Origin of the sequence: Olsenella sp. An270, assembly GCF_002159735.1 — a bacterium.
Lineage (GTDB): Bacteria > Actinomycetota > Coriobacteriia > Coriobacteriales > Atopobiaceae > Thermophilibacter.
The window spans coordinates 25,108-41,483 of sequence record NZ_NFJF01000006.1; the positions used below are offsets into that span (position 1 = coordinate 25,108).

Annotated in this window: 12 protein-coding genes; 1 reads left to right on the plus strand and 11 read right to left on the minus strand. The window is 71.7% G+C overall.

What is annotated here, in order from left to right:
- Genes B5F73_RS07290 through B5F73_RS07340 form a run of 11 tightly spaced genes read right to left on the minus strand, consistent with a single transcriptional unit; the run spans position 1 to position 14,755 of the window.
- Positions 1-636: a hypothetical protein gene (locus B5F73_RS07290; protein ID WP_143803167.1), complete on the minus strand. Its 636-nt coding sequence runs from the start codon at positions 634-636 to the stop codon at positions 1-3.
- Positions 637-642: 6 nt separating this feature from the next.
- Complete coding sequence (locus B5F73_RS07295; RefSeq protein WP_087227593.1) at positions 643-1,845, minus strand: hypothetical protein; 1,203 nt, start codon at positions 1,843-1,845, stop codon at positions 643-645.
- Positions 1,842-3,431, minus strand: a complete 1,590-nt coding sequence (locus B5F73_RS07300) for a protein kinase (protein WP_087227594.1) — start codon at positions 3,429-3,431, stop codon at positions 1,842-1,844. The genes B5F73_RS07295 and B5F73_RS07300 overlap by 4 nt, the downstream gene beginning before the upstream one ends.
- Complete coding sequence (locus tag B5F73_RS07305) at positions 3,428-3,970, minus strand: 4Fe-4S single cluster domain-containing protein (RefSeq protein WP_087227595.1); 543 nt, start codon at positions 3,968-3,970, stop codon at positions 3,428-3,430. The genes B5F73_RS07300 and B5F73_RS07305 overlap by 4 nt, the downstream gene beginning before the upstream one ends.
- Positions 3,961-4,923 carry a hypothetical protein gene (locus B5F73_RS07310; protein WP_087227596.1) on the minus strand — a complete coding sequence of 321 codons (963 nt, stop codon included), beginning with the start codon at positions 4,921-4,923 and terminating at the stop codon, positions 3,961-3,963. The genes B5F73_RS07305 and B5F73_RS07310 overlap by 10 nt, the downstream gene beginning before the upstream one ends.
- Positions 4,924-5,412, minus strand: coding sequence for a hypothetical protein (locus tag B5F73_RS07315; RefSeq protein WP_087227597.1), 489 nt, complete (start codon positions 5,410-5,412; stop codon positions 4,924-4,926).
- Positions 5,406-8,846, minus strand: coding sequence for an FtsK/SpoIIIE domain-containing protein (locus B5F73_RS07320; protein ID WP_087227598.1), 3,441 nt, complete (start codon positions 8,844-8,846; stop codon positions 5,406-5,408). The genes B5F73_RS07315 and B5F73_RS07320 overlap by 7 nt, the downstream gene beginning before the upstream one ends.
- Positions 8,847-8,848: 2 nt before the next feature.
- Positions 8,849-9,262, minus strand: coding sequence for a hypothetical protein (locus B5F73_RS07325; protein ID WP_087227599.1), 414 nt, complete (start codon positions 9,260-9,262; stop codon positions 8,849-8,851).
- Between the two features lie 14 nt (positions 9,263-9,276).
- Entirely contained in the window at positions 9,277-11,262 is a 1,986-nt protein-coding gene (locus tag B5F73_RS07330) for a hypothetical protein (protein WP_087227600.1), read from the minus strand.
- Between the two features lie 21 nt (positions 11,263-11,283).
- Positions 11,284-11,754, minus strand: coding sequence for a hypothetical protein (locus B5F73_RS07335; RefSeq protein WP_087227601.1), 471 nt, complete (start codon positions 11,752-11,754; stop codon positions 11,284-11,286).
- Positions 11,744-14,755, minus strand: coding sequence for a DUF87 domain-containing protein (locus B5F73_RS07340; RefSeq protein WP_087227602.1), 3,012 nt, complete (start codon positions 14,753-14,755; stop codon positions 11,744-11,746). The genes B5F73_RS07335 and B5F73_RS07340 overlap by 11 nt, the downstream gene beginning before the upstream one ends.
- Positions 14,756-14,976: 221 nt before the next feature.
- Between B5F73_RS07340 and B5F73_RS07345 the strand changes: the two genes are divergently transcribed.
- Positions 14,977-16,311, plus strand: coding sequence for a TIR domain-containing protein (locus B5F73_RS07345; protein WP_087227603.1), 1,335 nt, complete (start codon positions 14,977-14,979; stop codon positions 16,309-16,311).
- Positions 16,312-16,376 lie beyond the last annotated feature (65 nt).

Genomic DNA, 16,376 nt, shown 5'->3' on the forward strand with positions numbered 1-16,376 from the left:
TCACATCCTCTCCAGGCTGAAGACCAGCCCCGCCATCTCCACGGTCACCGGGGGCCGCGCCGTCGCGACCTCGCCCTCCCCCGAGAGCAGCTCGCCCGCGACCCTCGTGCCAAACTGGCTGAGGTTCCTGATCTCGAGCGACCCGTCGTCCAGATAACGATACGCGAACTGCCGGCGACTCAGCGTCCTTGCGCTGGCGAGCGTTGGGCTCGCGGCGGTGAGACGGCCGAACACGCCCTCGCCCGCCGTCCTCGGCAGCTCCTCGCACACGTCGGCGCCGACGAGGCGCAGGCAGAGCGTGGCGGGGGACTCGGGCGCCGGGGCCTCGGAGCCCGCCGGCCGGGCCACGGCCTCGGGCGAGGCGCCCTCGAGCGGCTCGGCGCACTCCTCGCAGTACCAGAGTGAGCTCAGCCGCTCGGCCGTCCCCTCGTGGCGATGTCCGCAGTGCGGGCACACGAGCACCTGGGGCTCCCCGGCCCCCTCCTCCGTCGCGACGGGGGCCGCCGCGGCATGCACCCGCATGCCCTGCGGCAGCTGGGATCCGCAGCCCTCGCAGACGGTGAGTCTCGCCAGCTCGGCGCGAGAGCCCACGTGCGCATGGCCGCAGACGTTGCACACCCTCTCGAACTCGCTCATCACCCGTCACCCCTCCTCGGCGAGCATCCCGCCCGCGCGCCTCGTCGCCTCCGGGCGCGCCTCTCGACGCTCCCCGGCCAGCTCGGCGAACTCCCTGCAGAAGACGATGTCGCCGAGGTCCACCTCGGTGTCCTCGCGCACGGAGGCGACGAGCCCCTCCGCCTCGAGCTCCTCGAGCAGGCGCCTCTGCTTGGTCGAGCAGAGCCGTCGCGCCGAGGCCTCCATGCGGGCGCGCCGCTCCTTCCCGGCGGTCCCGGGGTCCGAGCTCGCCACGGTGGAGAGCATGAAGCTGCCGGCGCCGTCCTCTGAGAGGGCGAGCGCGCACTCCCGCTCCCGGTCGTCGACGAGCAGTCGCCGGCGCGATCCGCCCAGCACGACCACGCCCCGGTCCCTGAGCCCGGAGCGCTCGAGGGCGGCGGACACCTTGCGCGCGACCACCTCGCGCTCCTTGCGCTCCACGAGCGCCCTCGTCAGCCGCTCGATCTCCTCGAGCATGCGGGCGTAGCTCACGGGGTCGGGTCGCTCCCCCATGACGTTGCAGAGCGCGAGGTAGGTGGCGAGCTCGCCCGCACGGTCCTGTCCGCCCTCGGACAGGTCGCGCTCGAGCGCGGCGAGGCGCCCCTCCATGATCGCGCGCACGCCGTCGGCGTCGAGCGCGGAGGCGGCGAGCTCGTCCACGGCCCTCCTCGTCTCGGCGACGCGGTCGCGCTCGCCCTGCGTGACGGGCACGAGCGCGTCGAGGCGCTCGCGGGCGCGGCGGAGGTAGGGGCCCGCGCCCCCGTCGCCGGACGTCCTCTGTCTCACGAGGAGCCCGGAGAGGTCCGTCGCGCCCACGGCCCCGGGGGTGCCCTCGGCGCGCAGGTTGGCGTCAAGCGCCGCGCGTCGGGCGGCGTCGCCGTCACCCGTGGTCCCGCCCAGCTCGAGCTCGCCCACTCCCTCGTCGTCGACCACGGCCGCGCGCGAGGGCGCCGTGTCGACGACGTGCGCCGCCTGGGCGAGGACCTGCCTGCGCAGGGCGTCGACCTGGTCGATCCCCTCCTGGATCGCGCTCACGTACTCTCGCTCGTAGCGGGAGAGCTCGGCATAGCGTCCCTCGCGCTCGAGGGCCGCGCGAATCTCCATCGCGCTTCTCGCCAGCTCCATCCCCGAGAGCCCCAGGCGGTGATAGATGTCGGGCGGCTCCACGTGCATGACGGTGTGGCTGCTCATCTTATGGAATCGACCTCCCTGTAGACGTCGCCGAGACCGTGCGAGAAGAGCCATCCGCGCAGCTCATCCCCCTCGACGAGCCCCGATATCCGCTCCATGTCCGCCGTTGCGACCCAGCGCGCGAGCTCCTCCACTCCCCCGACGACGCGTCCGTCGACCACGAGGTCGCGCCGCTCGCCCGTGAAGGCGTCGAGCGCGGCGGACGCCACGGCGCCCGGTCCCCCCGGGACACGCACGATGTGCTTCGCGGCCCCCACCACGGGGTCGGCGAGGTGCGCCTCGCGGCAGTAGGCAGCGAGGAGGTCGCCCGAGAAGAACGCCGCCGCCTCCGAGGAGGGGTCCTCCGCGGCCGCGCGCATGAGGGCGATGACGTCATCGTAGCGCGCGCCGCGCCACACGACCGGCCCGAGCCCCGGCCCGTCGAGCTGGCACCTCAGTCCCGCACAGAGGCAGAGGACCTGGGCGTCCGCGCCGGCGCGCTCCTGCGACCTCATGACACGCACGAGCTCGTCCCCGCCCGGGAGGCCCTCGAGGAAGCGCTCGAGCCGACGCGTCCCCATGAGGCGGCGGGCGGCCCCCCAGTTTCGCTCCATGCCGTCGAGCAGCTCGCGCGCGGTCGTCGCGACGGCCACCCCTCCGTCACCGTCGATGAGCTCGACGGTGCGGGGCAGCGCCCTGCCCTCCGGCACGAAGGTCTCGACCGGGCCGCGCGGGGCGTCGCCGCCCGTCACGAAGCGCCCGCAGACGTCCTGCCCGTCCGGGGCGCCGCCCGCGGGGCCCGAGAGCGCGACGCAGAGCTCGCGCAGGCCGGCAGGCACCGACGAGAACGCCGTCCCGTCCGCGAGGGCGCGGTCGGCGGCGCCGCGGTCGAGGTGGGCTATCGGGGAGACGCGCAGGCACGCGTAGGCAACGAGAAGCCCGAGCGAGCCATAGTCGTAGCCCTCGCCGATCTCCATCAGGCCGTCCTGCACGAAGGTCCTCGGGGAGAACGCCGCGGTGCCGCGGCGCCTCACGAGCGTGCCCGGGGACGGCAGGCCGAGCGCCACGCCAAAGTCCGCGAGGCGCACCTCGGCGAGGTCGTCGGAGACGAGGACGTTGTCGGGCGAGAGGTCGGCGTGCACGATGCCGCGCTCGCGGAGGAAGGCGAGGGCGTCGGCCAGCTGCGGCACGAGGACGTCGCGCACGAAACGCTCGTCGGCCCTCCCGCCCTCGACGACCTCCCTCAGCGTGGTGCCCGCGAGGCGCGGGAAGACCTCGAAGTGCCGTCCCTGCCACGTCCCGCTCTCCCACAGCGGCACGAGATGGCGCGCCTCCCCCGCCTGCTGGGCGAGAAGGACGCCCGGCACCGGGCGGAAGGCGGCATGGTAGAGCTTGAGCACGCCCGTGCGCGCACCCGAGCTCGCCTCGTAGAGCTCGGCCTGGGACCCGGGCGGGAGCGCCTCGCCCACGCGCCAGTCCCCCACGAAGGTCCCGGGCGCGACGAGGGCCCGGGGCGACTCGTCCCGCGTGGGGTCGAGCGTCCCCTCGAGCCGGGTCGGGTCGATGGTCGCGGCGCTGCGCCGCTCGTCAAGGTCGTGTGCGCTCATGTCAGACCTGCCATGAAGACGACGTCGTCGAAGACGAAGCTCTGGGTCGCCCGCTCGGCGCCCTCGTAGTCGAAGTCGCCTGCGTTCGCGCTCAGCCTCCAGACGCGCTGGTTGGCCGAGCCGCGGATGCCGCGGCCGTCGTCGAGCCCCCGCTCGTAGGGCCCGTCGATGAGGACGTCGACCCCCTCGAGCGCGGCCGCCCGGGACGCGTCGGCCTCGAGCTCCTCGCGGCGGTAGCCCGTGTAGACGAGGACGTGGTCGGTGAGCTCACGCAGCCCCCGCACGAGCTCCGCGAGCTCGGAGGCCTGATCGAAGGGCTCCCCGCCGGAGATGGTGACGCCGTCGTAGCGGTCCCTTCTCGATCGGACGGCGCCCAGGAGCTCGTCCACGGGGACCTCGTCGGTGGCGACGCTCTCGCGCAGCTCGGGGCTCATGCAGCCGGGGCAGCTCCGCGAACACCCGGAGACCCATATGCCGAGCCGCTCGCCGGGGCCGAGCGTGGTGACGGGATAGCACACGTAGCGGACCCTCACGACCATCGCCTCGCCTCGTGCGTGCGGGCCCTGCGGTCGAGCGCGCGGGCGAGCTGCTCCGGGGACAGGCAGAACGCGGTGCCGCCCAGCGCGTCCACGAGGGACCCCACGGGGTTGGCCAGGTCGAACGGCCTCCCCACCAGGGCCGCCGGTGCGAGGGTCGTCACGACGCCGGCGTTTCGCAGCAAGATCGAGTCGAGCGGCGCCGTCCCCACCACGTTGCCCCTCCCCGCGATGACCACGCCCATCCCGCGAGAGCGCGCGACCGAGAGAAACGGGGAAACGCGTCGCAGGTCGTTGGCCGTGTCGAGCGCATCGAGCGTCGCGGGGGACCAGTCGAGGGCGAACCCCTCCGACACGGGCAGCACCACGCCACCCTCGAGGTAGCGCGTGATCGTCCAGCAGCCCAGCTCCGGGATCCCGGCCACGTGCCCGGCGATCCCGTCCGCCGCCGCGCGCGCCGCGGCGGCCCCCTCGCTCGTCCCCAGCGAGACGCCCGCCAGCGGGGCGAGGGCCGACGTGCCGTAGAGGCAGGCGACCACGTAGCAGAGCGCCGAGAGGTAGTCCCCCTCGAGCCGGGAGGTCGCGCCGCGCCGCTCGCCCGTCATGAGGTCGGCGGCGCCCCCGGGGTCGGCGGTCGCCGGGCGCGGGCGGGCGAGCAGCTCGTCCACCTCGGCGAGGGCACCGTCGAGCTCGGCGAACGCCCGGGCCGCCGGGCGCGAGAAGTCAAGGGCCTCGTGGTACGCCGTGCGCAGGCGCGCGAGCGCGGCCTCCCCGCGCGACGTCTGGGCCCAGAGCGCCCCGGGGCGCAGGAGCTCGGCGGCGCGCGCCACGGAGGCGTCCTCGCCCACCTGCGCGAGCGCCCGCTCGACGAGCGCGCGCTCCTGCGGCACGTGATGCGCGAGGGAGCGCATGAAGGCGAGCGCGCGGCGGCGCCTGGTGTCAGGGCTGCCGGCCATCTATCCCATCGCCCTTCTCACCTCGTCGGTCAGCCGGGCGTACCCGGTCATGGCCTCTATCTCGTCAAGGAGCGCGAGCCCCTCGCGGTTGGTCGCGTCTGCCCCGAGCGCGGCCGAGACGTCGTCCAGCGCCAGCATCGCCAGCTGCGCGGCGGCACCCATGTCTCCGGAGCGGCGCAGGCGACGCCCCTCGCGAACGCGTGCGGCGGCGAGAAGGACGCGCGCCTCGCTCTCGCACCCGTGCTCGGCGGAGAGCGCCCTCACGGCGCTCTCCACGCGCGCGAGGTCGAAGTCGGACGACTCCACCATGACGCGCGCCTCATGAAGCGCGCGCGAGGTGGTCTGCCCTGCGGGCACGGTGACCCCGGGCAGCGAAGGAGCCCCCGTCGCCCGGGCGCGCTCGCGGGCCGCCGTGGCGACGCGCGCGTCATCCGTGGACGAGGCCACCACGTCGTATGCCGCCGCCCGTATCTGGTCCGCCGTCACCATGGGCTCGCCCCCAGGGAGCTCCTCGCCTCACGGGCGGCCCGGCAGGAGCCGCCAAAGCGCTCGAGCCATTCCTGCGGCCCGGCCTGGGGAAGCTCGAGCGGTGCCACGAAGAGGCGGCTGCCGTCCGACCCGTCGTAGAGCGCGAGCGCGCCCCGCGTCCCCGGGGCCACGGAGATGCCCGTGAGGGCGAGCAGGTCCTCCTCCTTCGCGCCGTAGGCGAGACGGGCGGCGAACTGCTTGAGCCCGCACGCCCGGCCGCCGTGGCCGAGCACGCCATTCACCTCACCGGCGGTCGTCGCCCAGACGACCACCTGGATGCCGCAGGCGGGGCCGTCGATGATGAGGTCCTGCACCTTCTCGAGCAGGCTCGGCGCGGCCGCGCCCCCCAGGGCCTGCAGGTCGGCGGAGAGGGCGCTCGAGGCGGCGCCCAGGTTGCAGATCACCAGCACGTAGCAGCCGCGACCGTCGAAGCCCTCCGCCCGTCTCCGCACGAGCGCCTCGTGGAGCTCGTCCACGGCGCACTCGAAGGGCGTGGGGCCCTCCGCCTCCATGACGTCGAGCACCGTGCCGGACACGCGCTCGACGCAGGGCAGCGCGTCGAGGTCGGCGAGGGCGATCGACCTCCCCTCCTCGCGGCGCTTCGCGCGGGCGCGGCTCCTGCGCGACTCGAAGGTCGCCAGGATCACGCGGTTCTCGGCGTAGAGACCGCTCACCTGACGGCCGAGGTCGTCGACGGAGAGGGAGAGTGCGAGGTTGGTCAGGGTGCGCGTCGCCACCGCGGCGTCCGGGCTCACGAGCAGCAGGTTGCGCGCGAGCGGGATCTCGCACGTCTCGCCCGTGAACGCGTACGCGTCCTCCATCCCCGGCTCCGAGAGGATCAGCCCCGGGGACACGAGCGGGCACCGGTCCTCGTGCCGGCGCGGCGCCTCGCCCGCGAGGAGGCGGTTGTAGGGGTGGCGCGGGTTGTCGGTGAGGGAGGAGTAGAACAGGCGCGTGGAGGCCTCCTCCGGCAGGCTCGCGCGGACGCGCGGCGTCGCGTAGATGCCCTGGAGGCTCTCGAGCGTCCGCTCCTCGTCGTCCCCGTCCACGAGCGCCACCTGGACGAGCTGGTTCCCCTCGGAGGAGACGCCCCCGTGCTCGTTGAGGATGGCCGCGCCCGCCTGGGCGTGCATGAGCGCCTCGTCGCCCTCGACGAGGCCCGTGCCGGGACGCAGGGCGATGCGGCACTGCATGTTGTCCGCGAGCTCCATGATCGGCCCCAGGTTGCCAAAGGACTGCGAGGCCAGGAAGAGGTGGATGCCGTGGCTGCGGCCCTGGCGCGAGAGGCGCGCGAGGATCGCGAGGCAGCGGTCGCGGATCTCGGGCGGGGTGGTGAAGTCCGAGAGGATCTCCTGGACCTCGTCGAAGATGACGATAAGGCGGGGCATGAACTCGTCCGGGTGCTCCTCGCGCCACTCGGCGTAGTCGTCCATGCGCAGGCTCGCGCGGTAGTCCCACTCCCGCGAGACGTCCTCGAGGGCCGCGAGGGCCAGCTCCGGCTTGGTGGTCACGGTGACGGAGCGGATCGTGGGGATGTCCCAGCGCGCGAAGGGGGCGAACTCGTCGCCCTCCTTGAAGTCGATGAGGACGAGCTGGACCTCGCTCGCCGGGTACGAGCGCATGATGCTCATGATCATCGTGTGGAAGACCGAGCTCTTGCCGGCGCCCGTCGTGCCTCCCACGAGGCCGTGGTGGACCCCGCCGCCGGCCTGGCCCACTGTGACGCGCGCGAGCTGGTTGCCGCCCGTGAGGCCGATGGGGATCTCCACGCCCTCGAGGGAGCTGCCGTGCAGCCAGGAGCTCTCGTCGTCCTTCTCGCCCGCCATCTCGTCGAAGGAGTAGACCCTGCCGGTCGAGTTGCAGATGCCGCGGCGCAGCGTCTCCAGGACCTGCTCCTCCGCCTGGGTGACCTCGTCGACCTCGCCGATCCTCACGTAGAGGCGCGTCCCCGACCGCTCGAGCCAGTTGCCGCTGCCCGAGAGCGTCCAGACCCCGGGCGAACTCATGATGCTCCTGAAGTCGGGGTTGTCCTCGAAGTCCTTGGTGAAGTTGGGGTTCAGGGCGAGAATGACGACGGTCCCGAGCTTGGGCCCGCTCTGCACGATCTTGGCGAGCTCTGAGAGAGACGCAGCGTCGAAGCCGTACGGGAAGTCGTTGATGACGATGGCCTGGGCGGACTGGTGGGCGAAGAACCCGTCGGCCAGCGGGTCGCTGTAGTTGCCGATGTGCTGCGCCATGCGAAGGCGCAGGCTCTGCAGGCGACGGCCGAGCTCGGCGCCGCTCACCACGACCTCGGGCAGGACGTTCTCGTGCGCCAGGTCCACGATGCCCCGGAGGCCTGCGAAGGTCTCGCCGTTGCGCATCGGGTCGAAGAGGGCGACGTTGAGCGTCGTCGGCGGGTAGGAGAGCAGCAGCCTGAGGGTGAGCGAGCGCAGGATCTTGCGGAGCTCGACCTCGTTGGTCATCTTGAGCACGAGGCACATGCCATCCGCGAGGTCGCGCACGAGGGGCATGCGCACCGCGAGCGATCCGTGCGGGGTGGGGCACACCGAGGACTCCAGGACGCGGTCGAACACGACGTGGCCGCCGTAGGCCGTCTTCCTCTCCGTGGGGACGTAGACGGAGCCCAGCAGGAACAGCGGGGGGCGCCTATATCCCTCGACGTCGGGCATGCTCAGGTTGCCCATGTCGAGCAGCATCCCCCGCTCCGCCTCGAGGGCGAGGGCATACGACCCGTCGGGGACGAGCGCCTTGACGGGCTCCTGGCACATCGAGGAGATCAGGGACTTGAGGCCCTCGCACAGCTGCTGGCACTCCTCCCTCGCCTTGCCCGCCGCGGCCTTGTCGGCGGCGAGCTGCTTGTCGTGCTCGGCGGCGGCCTCCTTCTTGCGCTGCAGACGACGGGACTCCGACGCGGAGATCTCGCGGCTGAGCGCGCCCTTCTCGCCCTCGAAGAACTTGACGTTGCTCTCGGCGGCGGACCTGGCGGAGGAGTCGCCCGTCTTTGCCGCGAGCTCGGCCGCGTCCCGCTCGGTCTCGATCCGCGCCTCGAGGCGACGGATCTCCTGCTCGACCTCCGCCCGGTCGCGGCTGAGGGCGGCGTCGGCGTCGCGCTCGGCGGCGGTGAGGACGTCGTCGATGGCGCGCTGGCTCTGCCTGGCGAGCTCGTCGATGCGCGCGAGGCGGCGGTCGCGCAGCTCGTCCGCGCACCTGAGGTCGTGGTCCGCCGCCTCCGCGAGCTCGTCGAGGGCGGCGAGGGCGGCGGAGGCGGTCGCGGGCGAGAAGCCCTCGCGCGCGATCTTCTCGGCGAGCTCGGAGCAGCCGCTTACGGCGGCCGTGAGCTTGAGGTTGTTGCCCAGGGCGGTGAAGTCCTCCCGTGCTGACCCGTACGGCATCGCTACTCCCCCTCCGCCGTGCGCTCGCACGCCGCGAGCGCGACCTCGTAGAGCGGCCGCAGCCGCCTCGTCCCCGTGCGTGCGAGCGCGTCGTCCAAGCCTGCCGAGCCGTCGGCCACGGCCTCCGCGAGCCAGGCGAGGTAGCCCGGGAGCGTCTCGTCGACCTCGGGCGCGTCGCCGCCCTCGCCCGGGTCGGCGAGAAGGACCTCCTCGCGCACCTCCGCGTGCACGCAGCCGCCGTCGGCGTCGAACAGGCACGCGTCGAAGACCTCGCAGCGCTCGCCCTTCTCGCCCCGGGGGACGTACTGCAGCCAGAGCGCCCGCCAGCGCCCCGCACCGAGCGGGACGGGGAGGGCCTGGTCCAGCGTATTCACGGCGAGCGCGCCCACGCGCTCGATGACGTCCGAGAGTTCCATAGTCAAGTCCTCCCTTACGGCTGGGACGGATGGCCGGAGCCGGGCTGCAGCGCCCACTCCACCGTCATATACAGCGTGCTTCCTCGCATCTTCTCAAATCTCTCGCGCGTGATGGGGATGCGGTTGGTCCTGAGGCCGAGCCCCTGGAGGAACCCACCCGTGTCACTTACCCACATGCACGTGACCTTGCCAGCGGCGTCGAAATCGAAGCCGGCGACGGCGACGCTGTGGTTTACCTCCCACTCTTCTGTGTTGGCACCGGATGGCATCACAAGCGGCCGCGGGGCGATGTCGCGGCCGAGGAGGTCCTCCGCGTGTAGGGACAGAGCGAGGGAGTAGCCGCGCTCGCTCAGCTGGGCGAGCTGCTCCAGGCTCACCTGATCCTGCGCGCGCACGCCGATTCCGAAGGTCCGGGTGCCCGCGGAGAGGCCGTAGGAGCGCAGCACGCTGACCCTCCGCGCTGCACTCGTGCCGCCGTTCTTATCGCGCTCGTCCAGATCAAACTCGTAGTGCATGTTGTGGCTCGAGTAGAAGCGCTCCAGGTAGCGAGGGTAGCCGTTGCGCTCCCCCGTCTGCTGGTTTGCCATGCCACCCGTGGTGGCGACGCCGCAGCAGCCCATCGTGTCGTCGTAGACGTAGCCCTGCGGGACCGTGATGAGACCGTCATAGGCGTGCTCGAAGTCGCGCGTGCCACCGCGGCCGGTGAACGTGGTGCGCCTCGCAGGATCGAGGCCCTGCTCCACCTCGGCACGACGGCTCCTGACGCGCCCGAGCGCCCGCTCGAGTTCGCGCTCGATCTCTCCCGCCTCGTCGCTCGCCGCCTTGAGCCGCGAGAACTCGAGGTACTCGTCGCTCGTGAGCGCCGTGACGTCATGCGCGTCGGAGAAGGCGTAGTAGCTCTGGCGCGCCGCCTCGGCGATCGGGCGCGCACGGTCGAGCCGGGCGGAGAGCTCCTTGTCGGATGTCTCGATGGTCTCGAGATAGCGCCAGGCGGCGGCCTGCGCCTCCGGGGAGTCGGGGCCGTAGGCGTGCGAGCAGAGGACCCAGGACGCCTCGACGTCCGCAGCGGGATGGGGGTTGCAGTGCTCGCTCTGCTCGGGCGGGTCGTTCGGACGGTCGACCGCCATGATGCGCGGGTGCGTCCCGAGCGAGAACGGGGCGAGCTCCTCGTCCGCCACCTGTCGCAGGCGATCCATGACCGCCGGGGCGTACGGGGTGTCCCCGAGCTGGTCCGCATACCCTCTCAGCACCCGTTCCGCAAGCTGTTGCTCGTCATAGCCCATCGGCAGCGGCGCGGGCGAGAAGAGCAGGCCCGGCGGCGGCGCCATCTTGCCGAGCGAGCGCCTGAGGTCGTAGCGGAAGTTTTCGGCGAAATCCTCGAGCCCGGTGCCGAGGACGGGCTCGCCCGCACGTCGGGCGACGTAGCTTGCGGGGACCGACGGGGCGCCCACGGTCGCAAACGACTGGCTCTCGTCGAGACCGCCCGGCGCGCGGGAGGCGACGGCGCCGGCGGAGGGGATCGGGGCCCTGGGGTCCTCGCCCTCGTCGAGTGCGATCGTCTCCATGCCCAGGATCTGGAGCACGCGGTTGCCGGTCCGGGCGTGGCCCGTCGCCTGCTGCCGCAGCCGGGAGAGGTCCTCTCGCCCGTACGGGGCGGCCGCCATGGCCTTGCGGACCTGCGCGACGGCGCGGTTCTGATCCGAGACGTACCTGACCATGCCGCGGCCGAGCTCCTCGCGCGCGGCGCGCGAGGTGCCGAGCTTGCGACGGGCCTGCTCGAGCGCCGTCTCGGCGGCACCCACCGCGGCGTCCGCCTCGCGTGCCTCGTTCCTGGCCTTCTCGGCCGCCCTCCTGTCGGTGCTGGACTGGCGCGAGCGCACGGAGGCGGCGCGCTGCCGTGCCGCAGCGAGCCTCGCCTCGGCGCGACTCACGTCGCGCTCCGCCTCCTCGATCTCCCTCACGAGCCTCTCGGCGCGCTCGAGCTGGTTCTCCACCCCCATGGTCCGTGCCCGTCCCGCGCGCTAGAGGCGCGCCTCGTTCACGGCCGCCTCGCCGAACGCCTCCTCGAGGCCGCGGGCCGCATCCTCGCGCAGGTCCTCCAGCTGGTCGACCGTCTCGCGCGCCCCGGAGGCCGCCGCCTCGATGGCCGAGGCGCCGTAATCGGCGGCGTCCCCGGCCTGGTCGAGCCTGGAGACGCCCTCCTGCGTCTCGCTGGCCTCGGCCTGCGCCGTTGCCTGGATCTCCTGGCTCTCGGCGGCGGCCTCGTCGAGCGGCTCCCTCACGCGGTCCTCGAAGTCCTCCTGCGCCTCCTCATGGGCTGACTCCCTGGCCTCCGCAAGGGCCTCCTCGTCCTTCGCCTCGGCGAAGCTGAATCCCTCGAGCGCACTCTTCTGGCTCTCGCGGTCGTCGGCGATCTCTGCGCCCGTCTCGTTGGCCTCGCGCAGCCGCTCGCCGACCTCGTCCAGTCCCGTCTCAATCTCCCTAATGGGCATCTCCGATCACTCCCTCCATGCTCGAAATCTCATCGTCTTTGCGCATCGCCTCGCGGGAGATGCGGGCGTAGTTGCTCATCTTCCGCCGCATCTCGTCGAACTCCCTGGCCCCACCCGGGTGCGCGTACGCGCCGCCAAAGCGCTCCATCCCCGCGTCCCAGAGCCGCACGGTCCGCTCCGCGAACAGGGCGGCGCAGTCGGTGTACTCCCTGACCGCACGCCTCTCGACCCTCTCCATCCGCGGGCGCAGCAGGGTGCCCGCCGGGAGGTTGCCCGTCTCGGCGAACGTCGGCATGCCCAGGGCCTCCCAGCCGCGCGCGCGCTCGTTGAGGGCGTCCTTCGCGGCGTTGTATGCCTTGGTCACCGGATTGAGGTTGGGGAGCAGGGGCGTTCCGTCCTGCGCCAGGGGCCAGGTCCCGAGCGCCTCGTGCAGCGCGGCGTCGACCTCCTCGAGGAGCGCGCGGTGCGCCTCATCGTCGTCGAGAACGCCCGGCAGCTCGCGCTCCAGCCGCTCGATTGCCTCGAAGACGGGCGCGTAGCGCCGGTCCGCGGCGGCGATCTGCGCGCGGACCGCGTCGGCGTCGTTTCTCGGGACGGCGAGGCGCAGCGCCCGGTACCACGGGGCGTCCTCGGAGACGAGGCGAGCCGCGAGCTCGGACGCGGCAAGAGGCGTCGCCGCGAGCGCGCGTTCCTCTCGGCTCTCCACGTACTCCGGCGTGCCGGGGGTACCGAGCCACTCGGCCATGCGTATCTCGAACGGCCGTTGCAGCCCCTCGTAGAGCACGAGCGCGCAGCCGGGGTCGGCCGTCGCCATGCGCTCGAGCTGGACGCCGCTCGCCGCCATCATCGAACCCAGCAGGCTGCGGTCGTCGGCGGACGTCATGCGCAGGCCGACCTTGAGGCCGGTGTTCTTGAGGACCTCGGGTGCGATGGCCGTCGGCAGCTGGTCCGCGATGACGATGCCCTCGTCGTAGGCGCGCACTTCGCGCAGCATGTCCGAGAGCAGGACCGTCGCCGCCACCTTGGGGTCGGCGTCGTTGCCCGAGACCCGCTCGGCCTTGGGCGCCACGAGGTTGTGCGCCTCCTCCACGAAGATCACGTGGCGGACGGGCAGGTCGCCCTCGTACACCGCGTTGACCATCAGGCACTCCCGCAGGAGCGTGAGCAGCAGCAGCGTGAGGAAGTTCGCCTCGTCGTGCCCGAGCGACTCCAGCTCGACCACGGCGGACATGCGGAGCCACTCGTTGGGCTCGTAGGTGGAGACGGGCACGTCGAGGACCTCGCCGAGCTCTCGGCGCAGCAGCGAGCCTATGCGCACGCGCAGGACCGCCTGGAGGTTCCCGCGAACCTCGCCCGCGTAGCTCTCGCTCTCGACCTCCTTGCCCATCTGCTCGTAGAGCTCCGTGAGCGTGGGCCAGCCGCGGGAGTCCCCGGGCTGCGAGCGGTCCTTGGGAAGCCACCCGTGCCGGCGGTAGATCGTCTCGATGGAGCGGTCCAGGAGGAACGGCAGCGACTCGGTGAGCGGGAACGACGCGCCAAAGACCTCACAGAGGCGGCTGATGTGCTGGCCCACCGTCACGCCGTAGGGAATCTGGAACGGGTTGATGCGGATCGGGAACGCCAGGTCGCCGCCAGGCGAGAAGACCCGCACCTCCTGTGCGAGCCTGACGTTGAGCAGGGCGCGGTACTCGTGCTTGGCCGGCTCCAGGACCAGGATGGGCACGCCGCGGTTCACGAGCGTGGTCGCCAGGTGGAGCATGGTGTTGGTCTTGCCCGATCCGGGCACGCCCGAGATGAACGCGTGCTTGTTCAGCTTGCGCAGCTCGAAGTAGGCGCGCTGGCCAAACGAGTCGGCGCCGAGCAGCAGGTTGTTCTCCCCCGGGACCGGGCTCGGGGCGGTCTCCTTGCGCAGCTGGACCGCCTCGCCCTCGTTGAGGACGGGGAGGCGGAACAGACAGGCGGCGTCCTCGAGCGTGAAGAGGTTGCAGACGTCGCGCTGGGCGTAGGAGCTCGCCCGGGCGTCGACCTGCGTGAAGCCGGGGAGGCAGGGGCCGCCGGACGCGTCGCGGCGGGCGACGAGGACCATCGAGCCGTCGGCGCTGGCACGGACCTCGTTCGGGCCGAGCGGAGCCATGAGCGAGAACACGTCGAACTCCCCCTCGTAGAGGGCGACGTCCAGGCTGCCCTTGCCGACCGCCTCCGAGGCGGCGGCGTCGAGCACGGCGCGCGCGATCTCCGCGTCGCGAGCGAGGGCGACCGCGTTCACGTGGAAGAGCGGCGAGCCCTCGAGCGAGTCCAGGAGGTCCTCGTAGCTCCGCTCGACCTGGTCGAGCGCGTAGTCGTGCGCGGCGAGCGAGCGCTGGGAGCGCTGCCAGACCTCGGCGAGCGGCAGCGAGTCGCGCAGGGTCGTCGCTCGCTCCGTGGGGTGGAGGTCGACGCGCAGCGCCACGGGGAGGTCGAGGTTCTGCATGAGGCGCATCATCGCGTAGAGGCGCGACTCCTCGTTGCCCTCGTAGGGCGGCACGCCGAAGTAGCCGACGGGGTTGTCGGAGGTGCGCATGAACCTCGCCCTCTTGGAGAGGGACGCGAGGTGCGAGAAGCGCATGGGGGGCGCGCCCTTCTCGGCCGACGACCGGGGGCCGAGCAGGCTCACGATCTGTCCGGGACGCAGCGTCTCGTCGCCCCCGAGATGACAGGGGCGAAGGTCGAAGTAGTGCGCGAGCGGGGACGAGAGGACGATCTCCTCCACGTCGTCCAGCCCCACGGCACCCTGCTCGTCGCCCTGCGCGACGGCCAGGTGGACCGACATGCGCTCGCCGTCCGGTCGCGTGGGGTCATAGACGTAGAAGAGGTGGAGGCTCGTGTTGGGCCGGTGCGCGAAGAGCCGGAGGAACGCGAGATGCGCGTCGAGGACCCCGCCCACGCCCCTGGCGCCAAGCGTGGAGTACTTGACCAGGGAGAGGTTCGGGATGCTCTTCAGTTCGAACGTCAGTGCGCGCATGGGGGCGTCCTCCGTTTCGCCGGCGAGCCGACACCATCCGATTCTACGCGCGCGATGTCACCGTTCGGTTACCTGAAAGCCCGGGAATCGGCGGCGCGGCCCATTCTCGCGCCCAGCGTGCCGCGCGCCAGAGAATCGAATCCCGTGCCCGAATTGAGGCGCCGGGCGGCGATGTCCGGGCATACCATGTCGCAAGCAACCCATGGCACCTGGAGGTCCCCATGCCCGACGTCTTCATCAGCTACGAGCACGAGTCGAAGTCAATCGCCGACAACGTCGTCTCCGTCCTCGAGTCCCGAAGGATCCGCTGCTGGTATGCGCCACGAGACGTCATCGGCGACTACGCGACGAGCATCGTCGACGCCATCGAGTCCTCCAAGGTGCTCGTCCTCATCCTCAGCAAGACGGCGTCCGACTCCCCTCACGTCCTGAACGAGGTCGAGATCGCCTATCAGAAGGTCATCGAGGGCAACCTCACGATCGTCCCCTTCAAGATCGACGACGAGTCGATGTCGCGGGCGATGGAGTACTACATCAAGCGCCTCCACTGGATCGACGCGACGTCGAAGTCGCTCGAGGCGGCGATCGACAACCTCTACGAGATGCTCGCCGACATCCTCCAGATCGAGCGCGTGCCCGAGCCCGCGCAGGCGGGGAACCTTCCGGCCTCGGAGTCGGGGAACTTCGAGGGGAGGCGCGTGAGCAACCAGTACCACCGCATCACGGCGCTCGAGAGCGAGCGGCTGCGCGTGCAGAAGGAGCTGCTCGAGGACTTTGACCGGCCGGTCTACGACAAGCTGCTCGCCGGCCGCGAGAACCTCGCGGTGCTCGACCTCGGGTCGAACGACGGCTCGTGCCTCATGGCCCGACTCGGGGACGCGCCCCAGGTCTCGTCCATCCTCGGCCTCGAGTTCAACGAGTCGGCCGTCGAGCAGGCAAACCGCGAGCACGGCCGCGAGGGCGTCGAGTTCGTGCAGTGTGACGTCGAGGATCGCGACCGGCTCAACCAGACGCTCACGACCTACCTCGAGGAGCATGACCTGGCCGGCTTTGACCACGTCAACGTCTCCATGCTCATCCTCCACCTCAAGAAGCCGTTCCAGCTGCTCCAGCGCGTGAAGCGCTTCATGAAGCCGGGGGCCACGCTCTTTGTCCGCGACATCGACGACGGCGAGAACCTCGCGTTCCCCGACGAGGAGGGCGCGTTCGAGCGGGTGTTCCGCATTTGCAGCTACCTCGAGACCTCCGGCTTCCGCGAGAGCGGCCGCCAGATCCCGGGCTTTCTCAAGAAGGCCGGCTTCAAGGACATCACCCTCGAGAAGAACGGGCTCACCACGATCGGCCTCGACCAGGACGAGCGCTCCGCCCTCTTCCAGACGTACTTCTCGTTCATCGTCGAGGACCTGATGACGATGGCGTCACGGCACCCCGACGACGAGGGCGTCAAGGCCGACGTGGAGTGGTACCGCGAGGTCTTCGACGACCTGGAGGAGGCGTTCCACGGGGACGACTTCTTCTTCCAGGTTGGCTTCATGACCTTCACGGCAAGGCGCTGACGCCGAAGAGACGACGAGGGGCGGGAGACCAAGGTCTCCCGCCCCTCTTCTGGTGCGTGTTACGG

Bases quoted from the DNA above. Each gene is read 5' to 3' on its own strand.
- B5F73_RS07290 (WP_143803167.1), bottom strand. From the start codon at position 636: ATGAGCGAGTTCGAGAGGGTGTGCAACGTCTGCGGCCATGCGCACGTG.
- B5F73_RS07295 (WP_087227593.1), bottom strand. From the start codon at position 1,845: ATGAGCAGCCACACCGTCATGCACGTGGAGCCGCCCGACATCTATCAC.
- B5F73_RS07300 (WP_087227594.1), bottom strand. From the start codon at position 3,431: ATGAGCGCACACGACCTTGACGAGCGGCGCAGCGCCGCGACCATCGAC.
- B5F73_RS07305 (WP_087227595.1), bottom strand. From the start codon at position 3,970: ATGGTCGTGAGGGTCCGCTACGTGTGCTATCCCGTCACCACGCTCGGC.
- B5F73_RS07310 (WP_087227596.1), bottom strand. From the start codon at position 4,923: ATGGCCGGCAGCCCTGACACCAGGCGCCGCCGCGCGCTCGCCTTCATG.
- B5F73_RS07315 (WP_087227597.1), bottom strand. From the start codon at position 5,412: ATGGTGACGGCGGACCAGATACGGGCGGCGGCATACGACGTGGTGGCC.
- B5F73_RS07320 (WP_087227598.1), bottom strand. From the start codon at position 8,846: ATGCCGTACGGGTCAGCACGGGAGGACTTCACCGCCCTGGGCAACAAC.
- B5F73_RS07325 (WP_087227599.1), bottom strand. From the start codon at position 9,262: ATGGAACTCTCGGACGTCATCGAGCGCGTGGGCGCGCTCGCCGTGAAT.
- B5F73_RS07330 (WP_087227600.1), bottom strand. From the start codon at position 11,262: ATGGGGGTGGAGAACCAGCTCGAGCGCGCCGAGAGGCTCGTGAGGGAG.
- B5F73_RS07335 (WP_087227601.1), bottom strand. From the start codon at position 11,754: ATGCCCATTAGGGAGATTGAGACGGGACTGGACGAGGTCGGCGAGCGG.
- B5F73_RS07340 (WP_087227602.1), bottom strand. From the start codon at position 14,755: ATGCGCGCACTGACGTTCGAACTGAAGAGCATCCCGAACCTCTCCCTG.
- B5F73_RS07345 (WP_087227603.1), top strand. From the start codon at position 14,977: ATGCCCGACGTCTTCATCAGCTACGAGCACGAGTCGAAGTCAATCGCC.